This window comes from Acidobacteriota bacterium (genome assembly GCA_018001935.1).
Lineage (GTDB): Bacteria > Acidobacteriota > JAAYUB01 > JAAYUB01 > JAAYUB01 > JAGNHB01.
The window spans coordinates 1-17440 of sequence record JAGNHB010000089.1; the positions used below are offsets into that span (position 1 = coordinate 1).

General features: G+C 67.5%; 13 protein-coding genes. 5 read left to right on the top strand and 8 right to left on the bottom strand.

Features of this window, described 5'->3' with window-relative positions:
* The first annotated feature begins 155 nt into the window (after window positions 1-155).
* The 3 genes from KA419_20130 to KA419_20140 all read left to right on the top strand — a co-directional run bounded on the left by KA419_20130 (window position 156) and on the right by KA419_20140 (window position 4522).
* Window positions 156-533: a DUF3060 domain-containing protein gene (locus KA419_20130; GenBank protein ID MBP7868243.1), complete on the top strand. Its 378-nt coding sequence runs from the start codon at window positions 156-158 to the stop codon at window positions 531-533.
* Between the two features lie 72 nt (window positions 534-605).
* On the top strand, window positions 606-1286 hold the full coding sequence (locus tag KA419_20135) for a helix-turn-helix transcriptional regulator (GenBank protein ID MBP7868244.1): 681 nt from the start codon (window positions 606-608) through the stop codon (window positions 1284-1286).
* The gene (locus tag KA419_20140; GenBank protein ID MBP7868245.1) at window positions 1283-4522 is read left to right on the top strand and encodes a protein kinase; all 3240 of its coding nucleotides are present in this window, start codon (window positions 1283-1285) and stop codon (window positions 4520-4522) included. The genes KA419_20135 and KA419_20140 overlap by 4 nt, the downstream gene beginning before the upstream one ends.
* Window positions 4523-4812: 290 nt before the next feature.
* Here KA419_20140 and KA419_20145 read toward each other — a convergent pair whose 3' ends face one another.
* The 8 genes from KA419_20145 to KA419_20180 form a co-directional block, all read right to left on the bottom strand.
* On the bottom strand, window positions 4813-6330 hold the full coding sequence (locus tag KA419_20145; GenBank protein ID MBP7868246.1) for a 2,3-bisphosphoglycerate-independent phosphoglycerate mutase: 1518 nt from the start codon (window positions 6328-6330) through the stop codon (window positions 4813-4815).
* A gap of 212 nt (window positions 6331-6542) precedes the next feature.
* Window positions 6543-7832, bottom strand: coding sequence for a phosphopyruvate hydratase (eno, locus tag KA419_20150; GenBank protein MBP7868247.1), 1290 nt, complete (start codon window positions 7830-7832; stop codon window positions 6543-6545).
* Window positions 7829-8068, bottom strand: coding sequence for a hypothetical protein (locus tag KA419_20155; protein ID MBP7868248.1), 240 nt, complete (start codon window positions 8066-8068; stop codon window positions 7829-7831). Before KA419_20155 ends, eno begins: the two co-directional genes overlap by 4 nt.
* 295 nt (window positions 8069-8363) lie before the next feature.
* A complete protein-coding gene (gene pta / locus KA419_20160) occupies window positions 8364-9362 on the bottom strand; it encodes a phosphate acetyltransferase (protein MBP7868249.1) in 999 nt (332 codons plus the stop codon).
* 17 nt (window positions 9363-9379) lie between these two features.
* Window positions 9380-11155, bottom strand: coding sequence for an MFS transporter (locus KA419_20165; protein ID MBP7868250.1), 1776 nt, complete (start codon window positions 11153-11155; stop codon window positions 9380-9382).
* A gap of 45 nt (window positions 11156-11200) precedes the next feature.
* Window positions 11201-12721, bottom strand: a complete 1521-nt coding sequence (gene hutH / locus KA419_20170) for a histidine ammonia-lyase (GenBank protein ID MBP7868251.1) — start codon at window positions 12719-12721, stop codon at window positions 11201-11203.
* Entirely contained in the window at window positions 12699-13748 is a 1050-nt protein-coding gene (locus KA419_20175) for a DUF4097 family beta strand repeat protein (protein MBP7868252.1), read from the bottom strand. Before KA419_20175 ends, hutH begins: the two co-directional genes overlap by 23 nt.
* Entirely contained in the window at window positions 13745-14332 is a 588-nt protein-coding gene (locus tag KA419_20180) for a hypothetical protein (protein MBP7868253.1), read from the bottom strand. The genes KA419_20175 and KA419_20180 overlap by 4 nt, the downstream gene beginning before the upstream one ends.
* A gap of 274 nt (window positions 14333-14606) precedes the next feature.
* Between KA419_20180 and nifU the strand changes: the two genes are divergently transcribed.
* A complete protein-coding gene (gene nifU, locus KA419_20185; GenBank protein MBP7868254.1) occupies window positions 14607-15458 on the top strand; it encodes a Fe-S cluster assembly protein NifU in 852 nt (283 codons plus the stop codon).
* The gene (nifS, locus tag KA419_20190) at window positions 15458-16651 is read left to right on the top strand and encodes a cysteine desulfurase NifS (protein ID MBP7868255.1); all 1194 of its coding nucleotides are present in this window, start codon (window positions 15458-15460) and stop codon (window positions 16649-16651) included. Before nifU ends, nifS begins: the two co-directional genes overlap by 1 nt.
* Window positions 16652-17440: the final 789 nt, after the last annotated feature.

Here is a 17440-nt window from a genome sequence, read left to right on the forward strand (position 1 = left end):
CTGCGGGCGGGGCGATATCCTGCCGCCCCGTCAAGCTCAGCTTGCGGCACCCGGGCGATCCCGCCGCAATCAGGCGTTGACAGTTTTCACCGAGTGGTGTATTTAGTTTCCGTTCTTCGGTTTCTCAATCAATGGCAGCCCGCGGGAGTCAAACGATGGGATTCAGATGGTCCGGGTTCCTTTTCCTTCTGCTGGTCCTGTGCGGAGGTACGTCCCTGACCGCCGGGGAGATCGTCATCGACGGCGACGAGGAGGTCCGGACCCTGCACTGCGACGGTGACACGGTGAGGGTCAGCGGCAACGAAAACCGGATCACCCTCCTGGGACGGGTGGCGAAACTGGTGGTTTCCGGCCACGAGAACGAGGTCCGGGTGGAAGCGGTCGGGGCCATCACCGTGTCCGGCTTCGACCATCGGGTGGTCTGGGAGAGGGGTATCGGCAAGGACACCCCCGTTGTTTCCAACCTGGGCCAGGGGTGCACGGTGGAGCAGGGGCCCGTCCGGGAGAAGGGCGGCGGCACTGCCGACGGATGACGAGGACGCCGCGCGTCTTTCTTTTCAACCGGGGCGCGACGGCAGGCAGTGGGGCGTTTGGACGGAGGCGGGATGGCGAGGGACATCACCAAGAACCTCAAACTGGCCGAAAACTTCTTCCGGGTCTTTCGCGAAGAGGGGCCGGAGAAGCTCGACGCCGCCCTGGCCGACTACGCCGCCTCGGTGCTCCGGCAGTTCCCCGAAGACCCCCGCGCCGTGGACGTTCGCTTTACCGCGGCCCTCTCGGGCATCCTCCTCATGCTGCACGCCGATCAGCCGGAGACCCTCGTCAAGCGGATGATCATCCACAGCGAACGCTTCACCTCCGCCGGCTCGCCGGAGCGCAAGGCGGGAGCGTTCCGCCTCGCGGTGCGGGAATACCTCGAACAGGCCCGCACCGAGGCCGACACCTTCTCCCGGCAGGCCGTCTACCACCTCAAGACCATCACCCTCGACGAGCTGGCGAAGCTGACCATCGAGACCTGGGCCGACCGCTTCGGCTACCACCGGAACTACTTCACCACCAAGTTCAAGAAGGAGACCGGACGGCTCCCCCACGACGCCATCATCGACGAGCGGCTCTCCCGGGCCTGGGCCCTGCTCAAGGACAGCCGGATGCGGATGACGGTCAAGGAGATCTGCGCCCTGGTCGGCTTTTCGGACACGGTCTACTTCAGCCGGATCTTCCGGAAGCGCTACGGGCTCAACCCCTCGGAGACCCCCCACGGGTCCCCCGCGCGGGGCGACCGATGAGGGACCTCCCCCCGCCGGCCACCCCGAGAGCGCGAAGGCCGTCCGTCGGTCTTCTCGCCGGGACCGTTCTCCTGCTGACCGCTCTGGGCGGGCCCGTGGCGGCCCTCGACCCCGGCCGCGCCCTCCACCACTTCGTGCTGGACCGGTGGACTGAGGAGAACGGACTGCCCGGCAACAGCCTCACGGCCATCCTCCAGGCCCGCTCGGGGCACCTCTGGCTGGGCACCGAGGACGGTTTGGCCCGGTTTGACGGCACGAACTGGGTGGTCTTCAACCGGGCCCGCACCCCCGGTTTCCCCAGCAACTCCGTCCTGACCCTGATGGAGGATTCCGCCGGCCGGATCTGGGCGGGCACCGACTACGGCGTCGCGGTCCTGGAAAACGGCCGGTGGCGCGTCATCGGCACGCAGGACGGCCTGCCCCACCGCATGGTCCCCGGGATCCTGGAACGGGCCGACGGCAGTGTCTGGTTCGCCACCGCGGGAGGCCTGGCCTGCCTTCGGGACGGCCGTATGACGGTCTACCGGAAGCGAGACGGCCTCCTGGACGACAACGTGAAGGGATTCCTGGACGTCGCCGACGGGGAACTCTGGGTCCGGACGGTGAAGGGCGTCAACCTTTACGGCCCCGGCGGTTTCCGGAGCCTCTCGGACGATCCCAACGCCCCGGAGGGCGGGATTCGCGGCCTGCACCGTTCGGCGACGGGCGCCGTCTGGGTCGGCGCCTCTGACGGCCTGTGGTGCCGGCGGGACGGCCGGTGGAGCCGGGTCCCCGTCCCGGGGCCGGAGGGGGGCGAGCCGCCCCGGATCTACACGGTCCGGGAGGACCGCCACGGGACCTTCTGGCTGGGGACCTCCCGCGGTCTCGCCCGCCTGGCGGGGGGTCGGGTGGACTACCTCCACCGGGAGGGGCTCGACCTGGCCACGGTGATCCCCCTGGTGCTGGACCGCGAGGGAAACCTCTGGTTCGGGACCCGCGGGGAGGGCCTCTTCCGGCTGAAGGAGGGCTGTTTCGTGACCTACGCCGAGCCGGACGGCCTCCCCCGAAAGGCCACGGTCTCGGTCTTCGAGGACTCCACGGGCCGGGTGTGGCTCTCGAGCCCGGAGGAACTCTGCCGCCTGGTGGACGGTCGGGTGATCCCCTTCACCTGGCCTGACGCGACCGCGTCCGAGACCGCGGTGGCCGAGGACGCCTCCGGGCGTCTCTGGCTGGTGCAGGAGACCAACCCCTCCTTCTTCCGGCTGGAGGGTGAACGGCTGTTGAAGGTGACCGACTTCCCGAAGGCGTTCAAGCTGCCGATCATGTCCGTGCTGGCCTTCCCCTCGGGCGACCTCTGGATCTCGCTGTACGGCAACGGGATCGTGGTCCTTCACCAGGGACTGGCGCTGACCCACGTCAACACCGACAAGGGGCTCCCCAACGACATGGTCCACGCCTTCTGGCGTGACCCCGACGGCACCGTCTGGCTGGGCACGGAGGACGGGCTCTGGCGGTACCGGGACCGGCAGTTCACGAGCGCCGGGCTTCAGGGGGTGGCGCTCAACTGCCTCTACCGGGACCGGGAGGGGGCCCTGTGGGTCGGGACCAACGACCGGGGCGTCTACCGGCTCAGGGACGGCCGCTTCCGGCAGGTCACCACGGCCGAGGGCCTTCACAACGACAGCCCCTACGTGTTCCTCGACGACGGGCTCGGGCGCCTGTGGATGGGCAGCGGCAAGGGCCCCTTCTGCGCCCGTTTCGACGAATTGAACGCCGTGGCGGACGGGAGGGCCCCCCGCCTCGTCTGCCGCGCCTTCGGCCGGGGTGACGGGATGCTGGAACGCGAGTGCAACGTTGTCTGTTACCCCGCGGCCTGGAAGACCCGGGACGGGCGCTTGTGCTTCACCACCACCCACGGCCTGGCGGTGGTGGACCCCCGTCGGGTGGGGGTCCCCCAGGCGGCGGTGCCGGTCTGCGTCGAGGCGTTCACGGCGGACGGGCGCCCCCTCCAGACCGACGCTTTCTCCGAGTGCTCCCCCGCCACCCGGGACTACGCCTTCCGCTTCGGCGCCGTGGCCCTCACCGCCCCCGAACACGTCCGGCTGCGGTATCGCCTCGAGGGGTTCGATTCAGGGTGGGTGGACGCCGGCCCGCAGCGTTCGGCGACCTACAACAACCTCCCACCGGGCGATTACGTGTTCCGGGTCCTGGCCGAAAGCGACGATGGGGCGTGGCGGGTGGAGGCTGCCCCCGTCCGCTTCGGGGTGTCCCGCCCGGTCTGGTCGACCTGGTGGTTCCAGGCCCTGGAACTGCTGGTGCTGGCCCTCGCCCTCAACGGCGCCTGGCGGGTGGCCCGGCGCTGGCACGCCTCCTACCGGCTCTGGCGGAAGTCCGCGGTCTACGGCCGATTCGTGGTGGAGGACACCCTCGGGGTGGGCGGCATGGGAACGGTGTTCCGTGCCCGGGACCGCAAATCCGGCCGGGTGGTGGCCCTCAAGAAGCTGCACCCCCACGTCGCCGGCGACGACGAGGCCCGCCGCCGTTTCCTGCGCGAGGGGCTCATCTGCGAAAAGCTGGACCACCCGAACCTGGTCCGGGTCCTCGAACGGGGGATCTCGGGGCGGGACCTCTACTACGTCATGGAGTACGTGGAGGGGGTCAGCCTGGCGGAGTTCGTCGACCGGGGCGGCATCGGCCCCCGGGACGCCCTGGTGGTCTTCGAGGTGCTGCTGGGGATCCTGGAGGACATCCACGCGGCCGGGGTCTGCCACCGGGACGTCAAGCCGGGCAACGTCGTCCTCGGCCGGGAGGTGGCGTTCCCGCTGCCCGGCGACCGCGAAGCGGCCCTCGCCCGGGTGAAGGCCGCGTTGCGGGTGCTGGACTTCGGCCTCGCCACGATGTCCGGCCAGAGCGCCCTGACCGCCGACGGGGCGGTGATGGGGACCTTCCCCTACATGCCGCCCGAGCGCCTCATGGGGAGTACGGCCGACCCGGTGTCGGCGGACTTCTACGCCCTGGGGGTGATCCTGTACGAGATGCTCACGCTCCGCAAACCCTTCCCCGGGAAGGACGCCGAGGAAGTCCTCTTCACGGTCCTCTCCGGCTCGCCGGACCCGCCCGCCGCGCTCAACCCCGACGTGAGCGCCGGCCTTTCCGACTTCTGCCTCGCCCTCATCGCCCGGGACCCCGCGGAGCGCCTCTCGAACCCGCCCGCCATCCGCGAGCGGATGGCGGGGTTGGTCGGCGCGGCGGGGTGAGGCGCCGAACCCGGCGAACCCAGTGATTGTAAGCTTCCGGATGCCCCGCTTGTTTTACCGTAAGTGCTGACTGCTTTCAGAACCGGAGCGCACAATGATGTCGAATGGCGCCTTGACGGATCTCCCCCATCGAGCCCCTGACGAGGAACTTCGCCGCGGGGGGGGTGAATAACCCGTTGTACTACAAATATTTCACCCCTAACGGGGTGAGGACGCGCAGGGCAACGATCCCCGGCCCAGGGGACATCGTTGCTGAGTTTTCCATGAAATCAGTCAGAACTTACCGCAATTCAGAGGATCAGCGATGCCCCTGTCATTTCCGCGGGCTTCGGGATGCCCATCAGGTCCAGCAGGGTGGGGGCGATGTTCTCCAGGGCGCCGCCGTCCCTCAGGGTAAAGTCCTCGTCCGGGTGGGCGAGGATGAAAGGGACCGGGTTGAGGGTGTGAGCCGTGAGGGGACCGTGGGTCTCCTCGTCTTCCATCTGCTCGCAGTTGCCGTGGTCGGCGGTCACCAGGGTGCAGGCGCCGATCTCGCCGGCTTTGCGGAGGATCCGCCCCAGGCAGGCGTCCACGGTTTCCACGGCCCGGACCGCAGCTTCCTCCATGCCCGTGTGACCCACCGTGTCGGGGTTGGCGAAGTTCACGACGTAGACGTCGTCCAGGTTTGCGTCGATCTCCGACAGGAGCCGTTCGGTGATCTCGGGCGCACTCATCTCCGGCTTCAGGTCGAAGGTGGCCACGGCGGGAGAGGGGACCTGGATCCGGCGCTCCACCGGCCAGGGCCGCTCGACCCCGCCGTTGAAGTAGAAGGTGACGTGGGGGTATTTCTCCGTCTCCGACAGGCGGAGGTTCCGGATTCCCTGCCGGGCGAAGACCTCGGCCAGGGTGTTGGCCATGGTTTGCGGGGGGAAACAGACCGTGCAGTCGAAATCGGCCTTGTAGCGGGTGAAGGTGAAGACGTGCAGGTCCGGCGTCCGTCGCCGGGCGAAGCCGTGGAACTCCCGGTCCACCAGGGCGCGGGTGAGTTCGAGAACACGGTCGGCGCGGAAATTGAAGAAGACCACCACGTCCGCGTCGCGCATCGTCCCCACGGGGCCCTGGGTGTCGCAGATGACGACGGGGTGGATGAACTCATCGGTGAGGCCCTTGTCGTACGCGTCCCGGAGCGCCTGGAAGGAGTGGGCGGCGCGGGCGCCCTCGCCGAGCACCAGGGCGGCCCAGGCCCGCTCCACCCGGTCCCAGCGGCGGTCGCGGTCCATGCTCCAGTAGCGCCCCATCAGCGAGACCACCCGGCCGCACTCGAGGCTCCGCATCCGCCCGATGAGTCGCCGGAGGAACCCCAGCCCGGTTTTCGGGGGGGTGTCGCGGCCGTCGGTGAAGGCGTGGACGAACACGGGTGCGACGTGGTGGTCCTTCGCCATCTTCAGCAGGGCTTCCAGGTGGTCGATGTGGGAGTGCACCCCCCCGTCGGACATCAGCCCGACCAGGTGGAGTCGCGCGTTTCGGGCGAGTTTCATCGCCTCGCGCAGCGCGGGGTTGTCGAAGAACGTCCCCTCGCGAACCGCCTTGGAGATCCGGGTGATGTCCTGGTAGACGACGCGGCCGGCCCCGATGTTCAGGTGACCGACCTCCGAGTTGCCGACGATCCCTTCGGGGAGGCCGACCCGCTCCCCGGCGGCCGCCAGGAGGGTCCGGGGGCACCGGGTGAGGAGCCGGTCGAAGTTGGGCGTGTGGGCGGCGGCGATGGCGTTCGCCCGTTTTTCGGGCCGGTGGCCCCAACCGTCGAGGATCAAGAGGATGTACTTCATGGCACCTCCTGGTGAAACCCTCGCATGCAGGGTGGCCTTTCGGCCGGCTTCGCATCCCCCGCGGGCCCCTGGTGGTGGAGAATCCCGGCAGGGGCCCTTGCCGTCAAGGGCGCCCGCGGCGGCGAAACGGTCCCCGGCGGGGGCCGGTGACGGCCCCCGCCGGGTTGGCATCGGTCAAAGAACCCCGGTTCGCCCCGGGTGGGGGACCGGCATTAGCGCTGGAAACGGCAGAAGACCTTCCGGCCGGGGTAACGGGCCTGGGGGCCGAGTTCCTCCTCGATCCGGAGGAGCTGGTTGTACTTGGCGATCCGGTCCGTCCGGCTCGCCGAGCCGGTCTTGATCATGCCGGTCCCCATGGCGACCGAGAGGTCCGCGATGAAGGTGTCTTCCGTTTCACCGCTGCGATGGGAGATGACCGCGCTGAACCCGTGGGTCCGGGCCAGTTCGATGGCCTCGATGGTCTCGGTCACGGTCCCGATCTGGTTCAGCTTGATGAGGATGGAATTGGCCGACTGCTCCCGGATCCCGCGGGCCAGTCGTTCGGTGTTGGTGACGAAGAGGTCGTCCCCCACCAGCTGCACCTTGCCGCCGAGTTCCTTCATCAGAAGGCTCCAGCCCTCCCAGTCCTCCTCGGCCAACCCGTCCTCGATTGAGGCGATGGGGTAGCGGGACACCCAGTCCTTGTAAAACGCCACCATCTCGGCGGAGGTCCGCTTCGACTGGTCGGACTTGTGGAACACGTAGGCGCCGTCGCGGTAGAACTCGCTGGCGGCGGGGTCGAGGGCCAGAACGACGTCCTCGCCGGCTTTGTAGCCGGCCTTGGCGATGGCCTCCAGGATGACCTGGACGGCCTCCTCGTTGGAGGCGAGGTTGGGGGCGAAGCCGCCCTCGTCGCCGACGTTGGTGTTCAGCTTGCGGCCCTTGAGGACGCCCTTGAGGGAGTGGAAGACCTCGGTGCCCATCCGGAGCCCCTCCGCGAAGGTGGGCGCCCCCACGGGCATGATCATGAATTCCTGCAGGTCCACGCTGTTGTCGGCGTGGGCCCCGCCGTTGAGGATGTTCATCATGGGGACGGGCACTGTCTTGGCGTTGACGCCGCCCAGGTAGCGGTAGAGGGGGACGCCGAGGAAGTTGGCCGCCGCCCGGGCCGCCGCCATGGAGACCGCCAGGATGGCGTTGGCGCCCAGCTTGCCCTTGTTGGGGGTCCCGTCCAGGTTGATGAGGGCCTCGTCCAGCAGGCGCTGGTTGAGGACGTCGAAGCCGTCGATGGCTTCGGCGATGAGGGTGTTGACGTTCTCCACGGCCTTGGTGACGCCCTTGCCGCCGAAACGGGAGACGTCCTCGTCGCGGAGTTCCACGGCCTCGAACTGGCCGGTGGAGGCGCCGGACGGGACGATGGCGCTGCCCCAGGCCCCGGACTCGAGGAACACTTCCGCCTCGACGGTGGGGTTTCCGCGGGAGTCCAGCACCTGCCGGGCCCCGACATACTCGATGTAGCTCATATCAATAACCTCCTGAGTGAATTGTTTGCAATCTCATCGGCATCGGCATCGGTATCGGTATCGGTATCGGCATCGGCATCGGTATCGGTATCGGTATCGGTATCGGTATCGGTATCGCAATCGGCATCGCAATCGGTATCGCAATCGCAATCGCAATCGCAATCGCTATCGCCATCGGTATCGCCGTCGATAACTAACCCAAAGGACGAAACGACCCAAACGACCCAAACGACCAAAAGGACAGCGAGGGGGCCGACGGCGCGGGTCCGGGATTGCGATCGAGCCTGGGGGCGAAGCCGGGAGCGGCCCCGATACCGACAGCGAGGCCGGCTGCGATCGCTGCCGCGATACCGACTGTGACTGCGATACCGACTGCGAATGCGATACCGACTGTGACTGCGATACCGACTGCGACTGCGATTGCGACTGCGATACCGACTGCGATACCGATACCGATACCGACTCGTCCGACCTTCAGCCTAACAGCCTTCAGCCTAACAGCCTATCCTGGCCCCGATAGTCAAAGAACCGTTAAAAACCCTGTGCCTGCACGGCCGTCACGGCCACGGCGTCCACGATGTCCTGCACGCTGCAGCCGCGGGAGAGGTCGTTGGACGGCTTCTCCAGGCCCTGCAGGATCGGCCCGACCGCGGTGGCGCCGGCGAGCCGCTGCACCAGCTTGTAGCCGATGTTCCCGGCATTCAGGTCGGGGAACACCAGCACGTTGGCCCGCCCCTCCACCGGCGAGCCGGGGGCCTTCGAGCGCGCCACCTCCGGGACGATGGCCGCGTCGAGCTGCAGCTCCCCGTCGAGGCACAGTTCGGGGCGGAGGGCCTGGGCGATCTTCACCGCCTCCACCACCTTGTCCGCCAGGGGGTCCTTCGCGCTCCCCCGGGTGGAGAAGGAGAGCAGCGCCACCCGGGGCTCGTCGCGAAGGAAGACCCGGGCATTTTCCGCAGCGCAGAGGGCGATTTCCGCCAACTGCCTCGGCGTGGGGTTGGGGACGACGCCGCAGTCGGCGAAGATGAAGGCCCCGTGGGTGCCGAGGTCGGTCTGCGCCGTTTCCATGAGGAAGAACGATGACACCACGGAGATGCCGGGCCGCAGGCCGATGCAGCGCAGGGCCGCCCGGACGGTGTGGGCCGTGGTGTTCAGGGCGCCCGCCACGGTGCCGTCGGCCAGGCGGTCCGCCACCAGCAGGTCCGCGAAGTAGAGCGGGTCCTCCACGGCCTTGAGCGCCTCCTCGAGGGTGCAGCCCTTCGCTTTCCGCTGCTGGTGGTACAGGTTCGCCAGGCGGTCCCTCAGGCGCTCGTCGGTGGTGTCCGCGAGGTCGATGCCCCGCAGATCGACGCCCTGGGCGAGCGCCGCGGCGCGGATGGCGTCCGGCCGGCCCACCAGGATCGACCGGGCGATCCCCTCGTCCCGAATCCGCGCCACCGCCTGCAGCGTCCGGGGCTCCTCGGCCTCGGGGAGCAGGATGCGTTTCGGGTTCGCGGCGGCGGTGCTTCGAATCGAGTCCAACAGGCTCATGGTCTTCTCACTCCGGGCTAGGCCGGCTGGTCCGCCGGGGCCGGGGACGCGGCCGCGGCCGGCGCCCCGGTCATGACGGCCTCGATGCTCTCTCCCTCCTTCCGCCGCTTGTCGGCCCACTTCAGGCAGAGAGCGAACACGAAGCCCACGATCCCGAGCGTCGAGAACATCAGCATCGTCCAGGTGTAATCGATGATGGCCACGGGTTTCCCGTTCACCACGGTCTGGGTGGTGTGGGCGTCGGCGATCTTCCCGGCCAGCATGGGGAACAGCCACAACCCGACATTCTGGATGTATCCGATCACGCCAAAAGCGGTTCCGAGCCGGTTTTCCGGGACCATCATGGGGATGGCCGCCCAGAGCGCGGCGGGCACGAGAGAGAGGGCGATCCCGGCGACAAAAATCGGCACGATGGGGAGAAAATGGGTATACCCGAGCAGAAGGTGGCAAGGCACCAGCATGAGCGAACCAAAAATCATCAGGGTCGCTCGCTTGCCGTACTTGTCCACGAAAAACCCGAAGATGGGTGTGAAGATCATGGTGCCGAAGATCAGGCACGAGGCGGCCACCCCCGCGAGGGCGTCGGAGTACTTGAATTTCTGCACCAGGATGTCGGGGAGGTAGGACTGGAAGGGGAAGATGGCGGAGTAGAACGTCACGCAGAGCAAGGAGATGAACCAGAAAGAGGGAGTGAACTTGAAAACGTCCTTCAGGCGGAACTGCTCTTCGGGGCTGATGCCGACTTCTCCGGTGGGTGCTCCCTCCCGGCCGCGGGAGATTCGCTCCAGCCAGAGGTAGAGGAAGAAGGTCGAAAAACCGACCAGCATCAGGGTGGCGGCGAACCAGAGCGCGTTCCGGAGGCCCCAGGCATCGGCCACGGGGACCTGGATCGTCAGGGCCAGGAACGTCCCCAGCCGCATGATGGTCAGGTTCAACCCGAAGGCGAACGCCAGTTCCTTGCCCTTGAACCAGCGCGCCAGGACCTTGTTGTTGACCACCAGGATGGATTCCGCCCCCAAACCGAAGATGGCCCGCCCGAGGAGCATGACCTTGAGTTCGGTGCTCCACTCCGGGAAGAAGGCGGTCTGCAGCCAGGTGTAGAGGGGCCCCAGGATGGAGGGCAGGGAATCCATCGCCCCGAGGGCGGTGATGGCCGCGCCCAGGAAGCACAGGAATGCGTAAAGGATGCCGGAGATCTTTATACCCAGCTTGTCCACCAGGATGCCGGCCAGCAGCAGCATGAGGAGAAAGACGTTCGCCCAGGCGTAGGCCGAGAAGAGCTGGCCGTAGGAGGTGCCGGAGAACCCCAGGCCGCCCTCGGTCTCCCCCGAGGGTCGCGACGGGTGGATCTCGATGTTGGTGGTCAGGAAGCTCCCGCTGTCGTAATGGAAGTAGACGGTCACCCAGCTTCCCGCCTGGATCTCCGGAAGGGTCTTTTTCACCGACGGCGGTTTCCCGGCAGACCCGTCGGCGTTTTTCGGCGCCGGCTCGCCGGTGAGGAGCGCGATCTCCGTCGGGGTGAAGACTTCCCCGCTGGCGGCCTTCTGCCCGGCTTTCTCGGGCGGGATGACCCGGAAGACCTTCGGGCCCCGTTTCGTCTCGACGGTCAGGCTGTTGCCGGCCGTGTCCACGGACGTCACCTGCCCCCGGTTGATGTTGGCCTCCCTGATCATCGTCCCCAGCGGGGTCACCGAATCGTAGATGAAGTACTGGGCGAAGCAGACCAGGCTGACGATGGCCAGGACCATCCAGCGGAAGTAACCGGGGACTTTGGGCAGGGGTGACGTTGTCATGAAATCTCCTTGGGTAGTCGGGTCCGGGACGTTTCGTCCGCGGCGTCAGTGGTCGGCCCCGCTGAAAACAGGGATCTCGTGACCCGCCAGCAGTTCGGTCATGGCCCGGATGTCGTCGCCCATGTTGCGGTCGGCTTCCATGAAGCTGACCCGCTCCCGGATCTTCCGGTGGGCGGCCTCGATGAGGGGGGAACTGGCGGCCGGGCGGCGGAAGTCGAGGGCCTGGGCGGCCACCAGCGCCTCGACGGCCAGGACGGTCCGCACGTTCTCCACGATCTGCCGCAGCTTGACGGCGGCCGTCATCCCCATGCTGACGTGGTCCTCCTTCCCGGCGCTGGTGGGCAGCGAGTCCACCGAGGCCGGGTGGGCCAGGACCTTGTTCTCGGCCACCAGGGACACCGCCGTCAGGTGGGCGATCATGTAGCCCGAGTTCAGGCCCGGTTCGCGGGTCAGGAAGGGGGGCAGCCCGCTGAGGTCCGGGTTGATGAGCCGTTCGATGCGCCGCTCGGAAATACCGGCCAGTTCCGCCGCCGCGATGCCCAGGAAGTCCAGGACGAAGGCGATGGGCTCGCCGTGGAAATTGCCCCCGGAGAGCACCGTCTCGGTGTCGGGGAAGACGAGCGGGTTGTCGGTGGCGGCGTTGATCTCGCGCGACAGGATCGCCCGGGCGTGGTCCAGGGTGTCCTGGACCGCCCCGTGGACCTGGGGGATGCAGCGGAGGGCGTAGGCGTCCTGAACCTTGTCGCAGGTGAGGTGCGACTGCCGCAGGGCGCTCCCCTCCATGACCCGGAGCATCTCCGCGGCGACGCGGACCTGCCCCGGGTGCGGGCGGACGTCGTGGATGCGGGCGTCGAAGTGGGCGTCGGTTCCCATGAGGGCATCGGTGGTCATGGAGGCCACCAGGGAGGCCACGCGGACCAGGTAGCCGATCTCCAAAGTCAGCAGGGCGCCCAGGGCGGTCATGCAGTGGGTCCCGTTGAGGACGGCGAGTCCCTCCTTGGCCTGGAAGACCAGGGTGGGGATCCCGGCCCGCCGCATGGCCTCGCCGCCGGGCAGGACCTCGCCCTCGTGGCGGGCCTGCCCCTCGCCCATGAGGACCAGGGCCAGGTGGGCCGAGGGGGCGAGGTCGCCGCTGGCGCCCACCGAGCCTTTCTCCGGGATGACGGGGAGCACGTCCTTCTCCAGCATGTCCAGGAGGGTGCGCACCACCACGGGCCGTACACCGGAGAAGCCCTTGGCCAGGACGTTGGCCCGGATCAGGAGCATGGCCCGGGTCTCCTCCGGCGAGAGCGGGTTGCCGACGCCCGCGGCATGGGAACGGATCAGGTTGGCCTGGAGTTGCTCGAGTTGGCCGGTGGAGATGCGGACGTTGCTCAGGAGGCCGAAGCCCGTGGACACGCCGTAGACCACCCGGCCCTCCGCCACGAAGCGGTCCACGAGGGCGCGGGCGCGCTCCACCCGCTCCCGGGAAGCGTCGGGCCACGTGAAATCGCAGCCGCGCCGGGAGGCCGCAAAGAGTTCCTCGAGGGTGAGGTGGTTGCCGTCAACGGTGACCGTCGGGCGCATCGTTCTTCTCCTTGTCCCCGGGGGCGTCGGGGGGCGTGGGGCCGTCAGGACCCTTCCCGGGGGGTGCCGGGGCGCCCGGCTTGTCGGGCGGGGAGGGCACCGACTCTTCCGCCGGGGCGTGGTCCAGGAATTCCTTCTCGGGATCGTACTGCTGGAGGGTGAGTTGGCCGCACCCGGTCTGGATGACCACGCAGGGGCCGCCGTCCCTGACCTGCTGGCTGATGCAGGCGCCGTCCTTCTTCTTCGCGACGCCGATCCCCGATTCCTCCTCGTCCACGAGGTAGGTGGGGTAGTCCACCTCGATGCTTCCCCGGAGGGTGATCAGCGTCAGGTCGCAATGGTATTCGGCGGGCATGAAGACCTTCACGTCGCCCTTGTCGGTGACGGCGCTGAGCTGGAGCCCCTCCCAGCGCTTCCCCTTCAGCTGGGCCTGGATGTCGCCTTCCAGGGTCTTGCAGGAGATGTACCCGGACAGGTTGTTGAGTTGGAGGTAGCCCTTGGCGGTGTCCGCCTCGATCCAGCCGTTGAGGTCCCGGATGGAAATGAAGCCCCGGTTGGTGAAGATCTTCATGTCGGTCCGGTACTTGGGGACCACCAGGTGGTAGTCGATCTTCCCCCGGTCGAACTTCTCGGGGTGGGTGGTCGTGATGTTGATGACGGTCTCCGTCCGGTTGATCCGCGGGTAGATCTCCTGGAAGTTCGCGAGCGTCTCCTCCTGGGTTTTCCCGTAAGCGGTGATGGTGGCGCGGATCATCACTTCCGGCTTCAGACCGCCCTCGATCGTGAGGTTCCCCATGAACCCGGTGTCGATGTTGATCATCCCGCCCGGGTAGAACTTGAGGGGTTTCTCCAGGTCCTTGCTGATGGTCATCCAGCCGGTGAAGTCGGGCAGGGTGACGGGTTTGAGCTTCTTCGCGGCGAAGGTGGGGGAGAGGCCGGTGAGCAGGAAGCCCAGGCCGAGGAGGAGCGGGGCGAACCGGGCGGTGAGCCGGACGGGGGACCCGGTGTTGCGGTTCGGCCCCATCATGCTTTCACACTCACGGGGACGACGCCGAAGTCGATGAGGTACCGCTTGCCCTCGAACTTCTCGACGTTTGCGGGTTTGGGACGGAGTTCGGCCACCTTCTCGAAGTGGTTCCGACGCCAGTCGAACACCCGGAAGATGAAGTTGGGGATGGCCTTGGTCCGGAACCAGGGGAAGTCGTTGAAGGTCTCGGGCCCGAAGGAGATCCGGAAGCCGCCGTCCGCGCCGGTGATGACGCCGCCGATGTAGTCGTTCTCGAAGAGGTCCTTGTCCAGGAGGACGAGCTTGCAGAACCCCAGGGGCGAACCGTCCTCGCGGGCCAGGGTCCCGTAGGCCTTGTAGTCGTCGCCCTCCACGTCCACGTCCGAAACGGCCAGCAGGACCTTCCCGCGGTTGGCGAGGACGTCGCCGAGGGGCTTGACCAGGTTCTTGTACTGGGGCGGGATCGCCTTGACGACATCCCGGTTGAGCTGGACAATCTCGGAGTTCACCAGGGCGGGGAGGACCTTCTGGAGTTCCATGATGAAGGCCCAGTCGATGAGGTGGGGCAGAACGACCCGTCGTTCCATGTCGACCAGTTGTTTCATGTCGCATCTCCGGTATCGGGGTGGGGGCTTCGCGGGGCCCGGTTCGAGCGTCGATCCCATCTATCATACCCTTGCACCGGGTGCTTTTCAAGAAAATGGTGGTTGAAATGACGGGCCGGACGTGGTATGCACGGGGGCGGCACCCGGTCCGCGGCCCGGCGAGGGGCGCTCGACGGTCCCGGGTGAACCCGCACCGGCGTTTCGGGACTCCAAGGATTTCCGGGGGATGTCTCCCGGACCGCGGTTGCGGGATCTTACCCTCGAGAGGTCAACCATGTGGGATTATTCGGACAAGGTCAGGGATCACTTCTTCAACCCCCGCAACGTCGGGGAGATACCGGATGCCGACGCGGTCGGCGACGTGGGGAACATCGCCTGCGGCGACGCCCTGCGCCTCTACCTCAAGCTCGACGCCGACAAGCGGATCGTCGACGCGAAGTTCAAGACCTTCGGGTGCGGTTCGGCCATCGCCGCCGCTTCCGCCCTCACGGAGATGGTCAAGGGCCTCCCCCTCGACGAGGCCCTCAAGATCAGCAACAAGGACATCGCCGACTTCCTCGACGGTCTCCCGCCGGAGAAGATGCACTGCTCCGTCATGGGGCGGGAAGCCCTGGAGGCGGCGGCCGCCAGTTACTACGGCCTCGGCCGGAAGCACCTGGACGAGGGGGACGAGGGGAAGATCGTCTGCCGCTGCTTCGGGGTCACGGACGGGTTGATCCGGAAGGTGGTCCGGGAGAACAACCTCTCCACGGTGGAGGAAGTGACCAACTACTGCAAGGCGGGGGGCGGTTGCGAGAGCTGCCACTACGACATCGAGCAGATCATCCGCGAGACCCGGGAGACCCTGGCGTCCGAACTCGAGGCGTCCCCCGTCCGGATTCGCCCGAAGAGCAACGTGGAACGGATCCTGCGGATTCGCGAGATCCTGGAGGAGGAGATCCGGCCCCTGCTGCAGGCCGACGGCGGGGACATCGAACTGGTGGACGTGGAGGGCCTGCGCGTCAAGGTGGCCCTCCGGGGGATGTGCTCGTCCTGCCCCAGTTCGGGGCTCACCATCAAGCACGCCGTGGAGGACAGGTTGCGGGAGTTCGTGGACGAGGAGATCACGGTGGAGGAGGTCCGCTGATGGAACGACTGGTTTACCTGGACAACAACGCCACGACCCGCGTGGCCCCCGAGGTCTTCGAGGCCATGAAGCCCTACCTGACGGAGTGGTACGGGAACCCGTCCAGCATGCACACTTTCGGCGGGCGGGTGGGGAAGGCCGTGACGAAGGCCCGGGAACAGGCCGCCGCCCTCCTGGGGGCGGAGCCCACCGAGATCGTCTTCACCAGCTGCGGTACGGAGAGCGACAACATGGCCATTCGCGGGGTCCTGGAGGCCAACCCCGACAAGCGGCATCTCGTCACCACCCGCGTGGAGCACCCCGCCGTGCTGAACCTCTGCCAGCACCTGAAGAAGAAAGGGTACGAGGTGAGCTTCCTGGGGGTCGATGCCCTCGGCCGCCTGGATTTGGACGAGCTGCGGGCGTCCCTGCGACCCGAGACCGCCGTGGTCTCCGTCATGTACGCCAACAACGAGACCGGCGTCATCTTCCCCGTGGAGGAAGTCGGCCGGATCGTCAAGGCCAACGGGTCCGTCTTCCACGTGGACGCGGTGCAGGCGGCCGGGAAGATCCCGCTGGACATGTCTCGCAGCTTCATCGACCTGCTGAGCCTCTCCGGGCACAAGCTGCACGCCCCCAAGGGTGTGGGGCTGCTCTACGCCCGGCGCGGCGTCCGCCTGGCCCCCTTCCTGGTCGGCGGCCACCAGGAGCGCAACCGCCGCGGCGGGACGGAGAACGTGGCCTCCATCGTGGCCCTGGGGTGCGCGTGCGAGCTGGCCGCCCGGAACCTTCCCGAGGAGATCGGCCGGGTCGCGGCGATGCGGGACCGGCTCGAGGCCGGGGTCCTCGCCGCGGTGCCCACCGTCCGGGTCAACGGGGACACCGCCAGCCGCCTGCCCAACACCACCAACATCAGCTTCGAGTACATCGAGGGGGAAGCGATCCTGCTCCTGCTGGACCAGCACGGCATCTGCGCCTCCTCGGGCTCGGCGTGCACGTCGGGCTCCCTCGAGCCTTCCCACGTCCTGCGGGCCATGGGGGTGCCCTTCACCGCCGCCCACGGCTCCACCCGTTTCAGCCTGAGCCGGTACAACACCGAGGAGGAGATCGACTACGTCCTCGGCGTGGTGCCCGGCATCGTCGAGCGGCTCCGGAAGCTCTCGCCCTTCTGGCAGGATTTCGTGACGAAGGATTCCGTGATCCCCCGGCCGTGACGAACCGGTGAAGGCACGCTTTCGTGCCCCTTGGCCGCATCCCTGGCGATCGGTTTTTCTTTGCGAGCTTGGCGCCTTGGCGAGATCGGGGCCCGGGTCGGCGCTCGCCAAGGCACCAAGCTCGCAGAGGAAGAGCGCTACAGGGCCTGCTTGTGTGCCATGCTTCGTCAGCGCCGTCTGCCGAGCCGGCTCGGCCTGTCCTGTTGGCCGTTTTGGTTCCTTAGTCCCTGCGCCTCGGTTTCATCACGTCGCCGGCATGCCTGCTAAAAGCTCGGCACCCTCCGCCTTGTGTCTGCGCGCCGGCGTCTGATCTTCCGGAAGACGCGCGGGTCGCGTTGGGGACGCGCCGCTCCGGCAGCCTGCGCGGCGCGATCAAAGCGGCGCTCCGGGGACAAGACGTCGCAACGTAGGGGCAAACCCGCCCCGAAGGCGGCGGGAGGAACGGGTCGCTCGCAAGGTCTGCGCGTCTGAGCAAGGATCGTGCCCGAAGAACCTTCCCCCCTGGCCCGGGGCCTCTTCGGTCGCGACGGTGGCGGCGACTTCGACGGCGACGGCGCTACCAACGGCGACTGCGATACCGATGGCGACTGCGATTGCGACTGCGATTGCGATTGCGATACCGATACCGATACCGATACCGATACCGATGGGAACCCCTCCGACCTACAGCCCAACCCGGATAAACCGGAGAGAAACCACGGATGAACACGGATGGACACGGATCATCCGGACGCTCCAGAAAAAAACAGGCGGTTTTTACCTCTCGCAAAGACGCAAAGACGCCAAGCC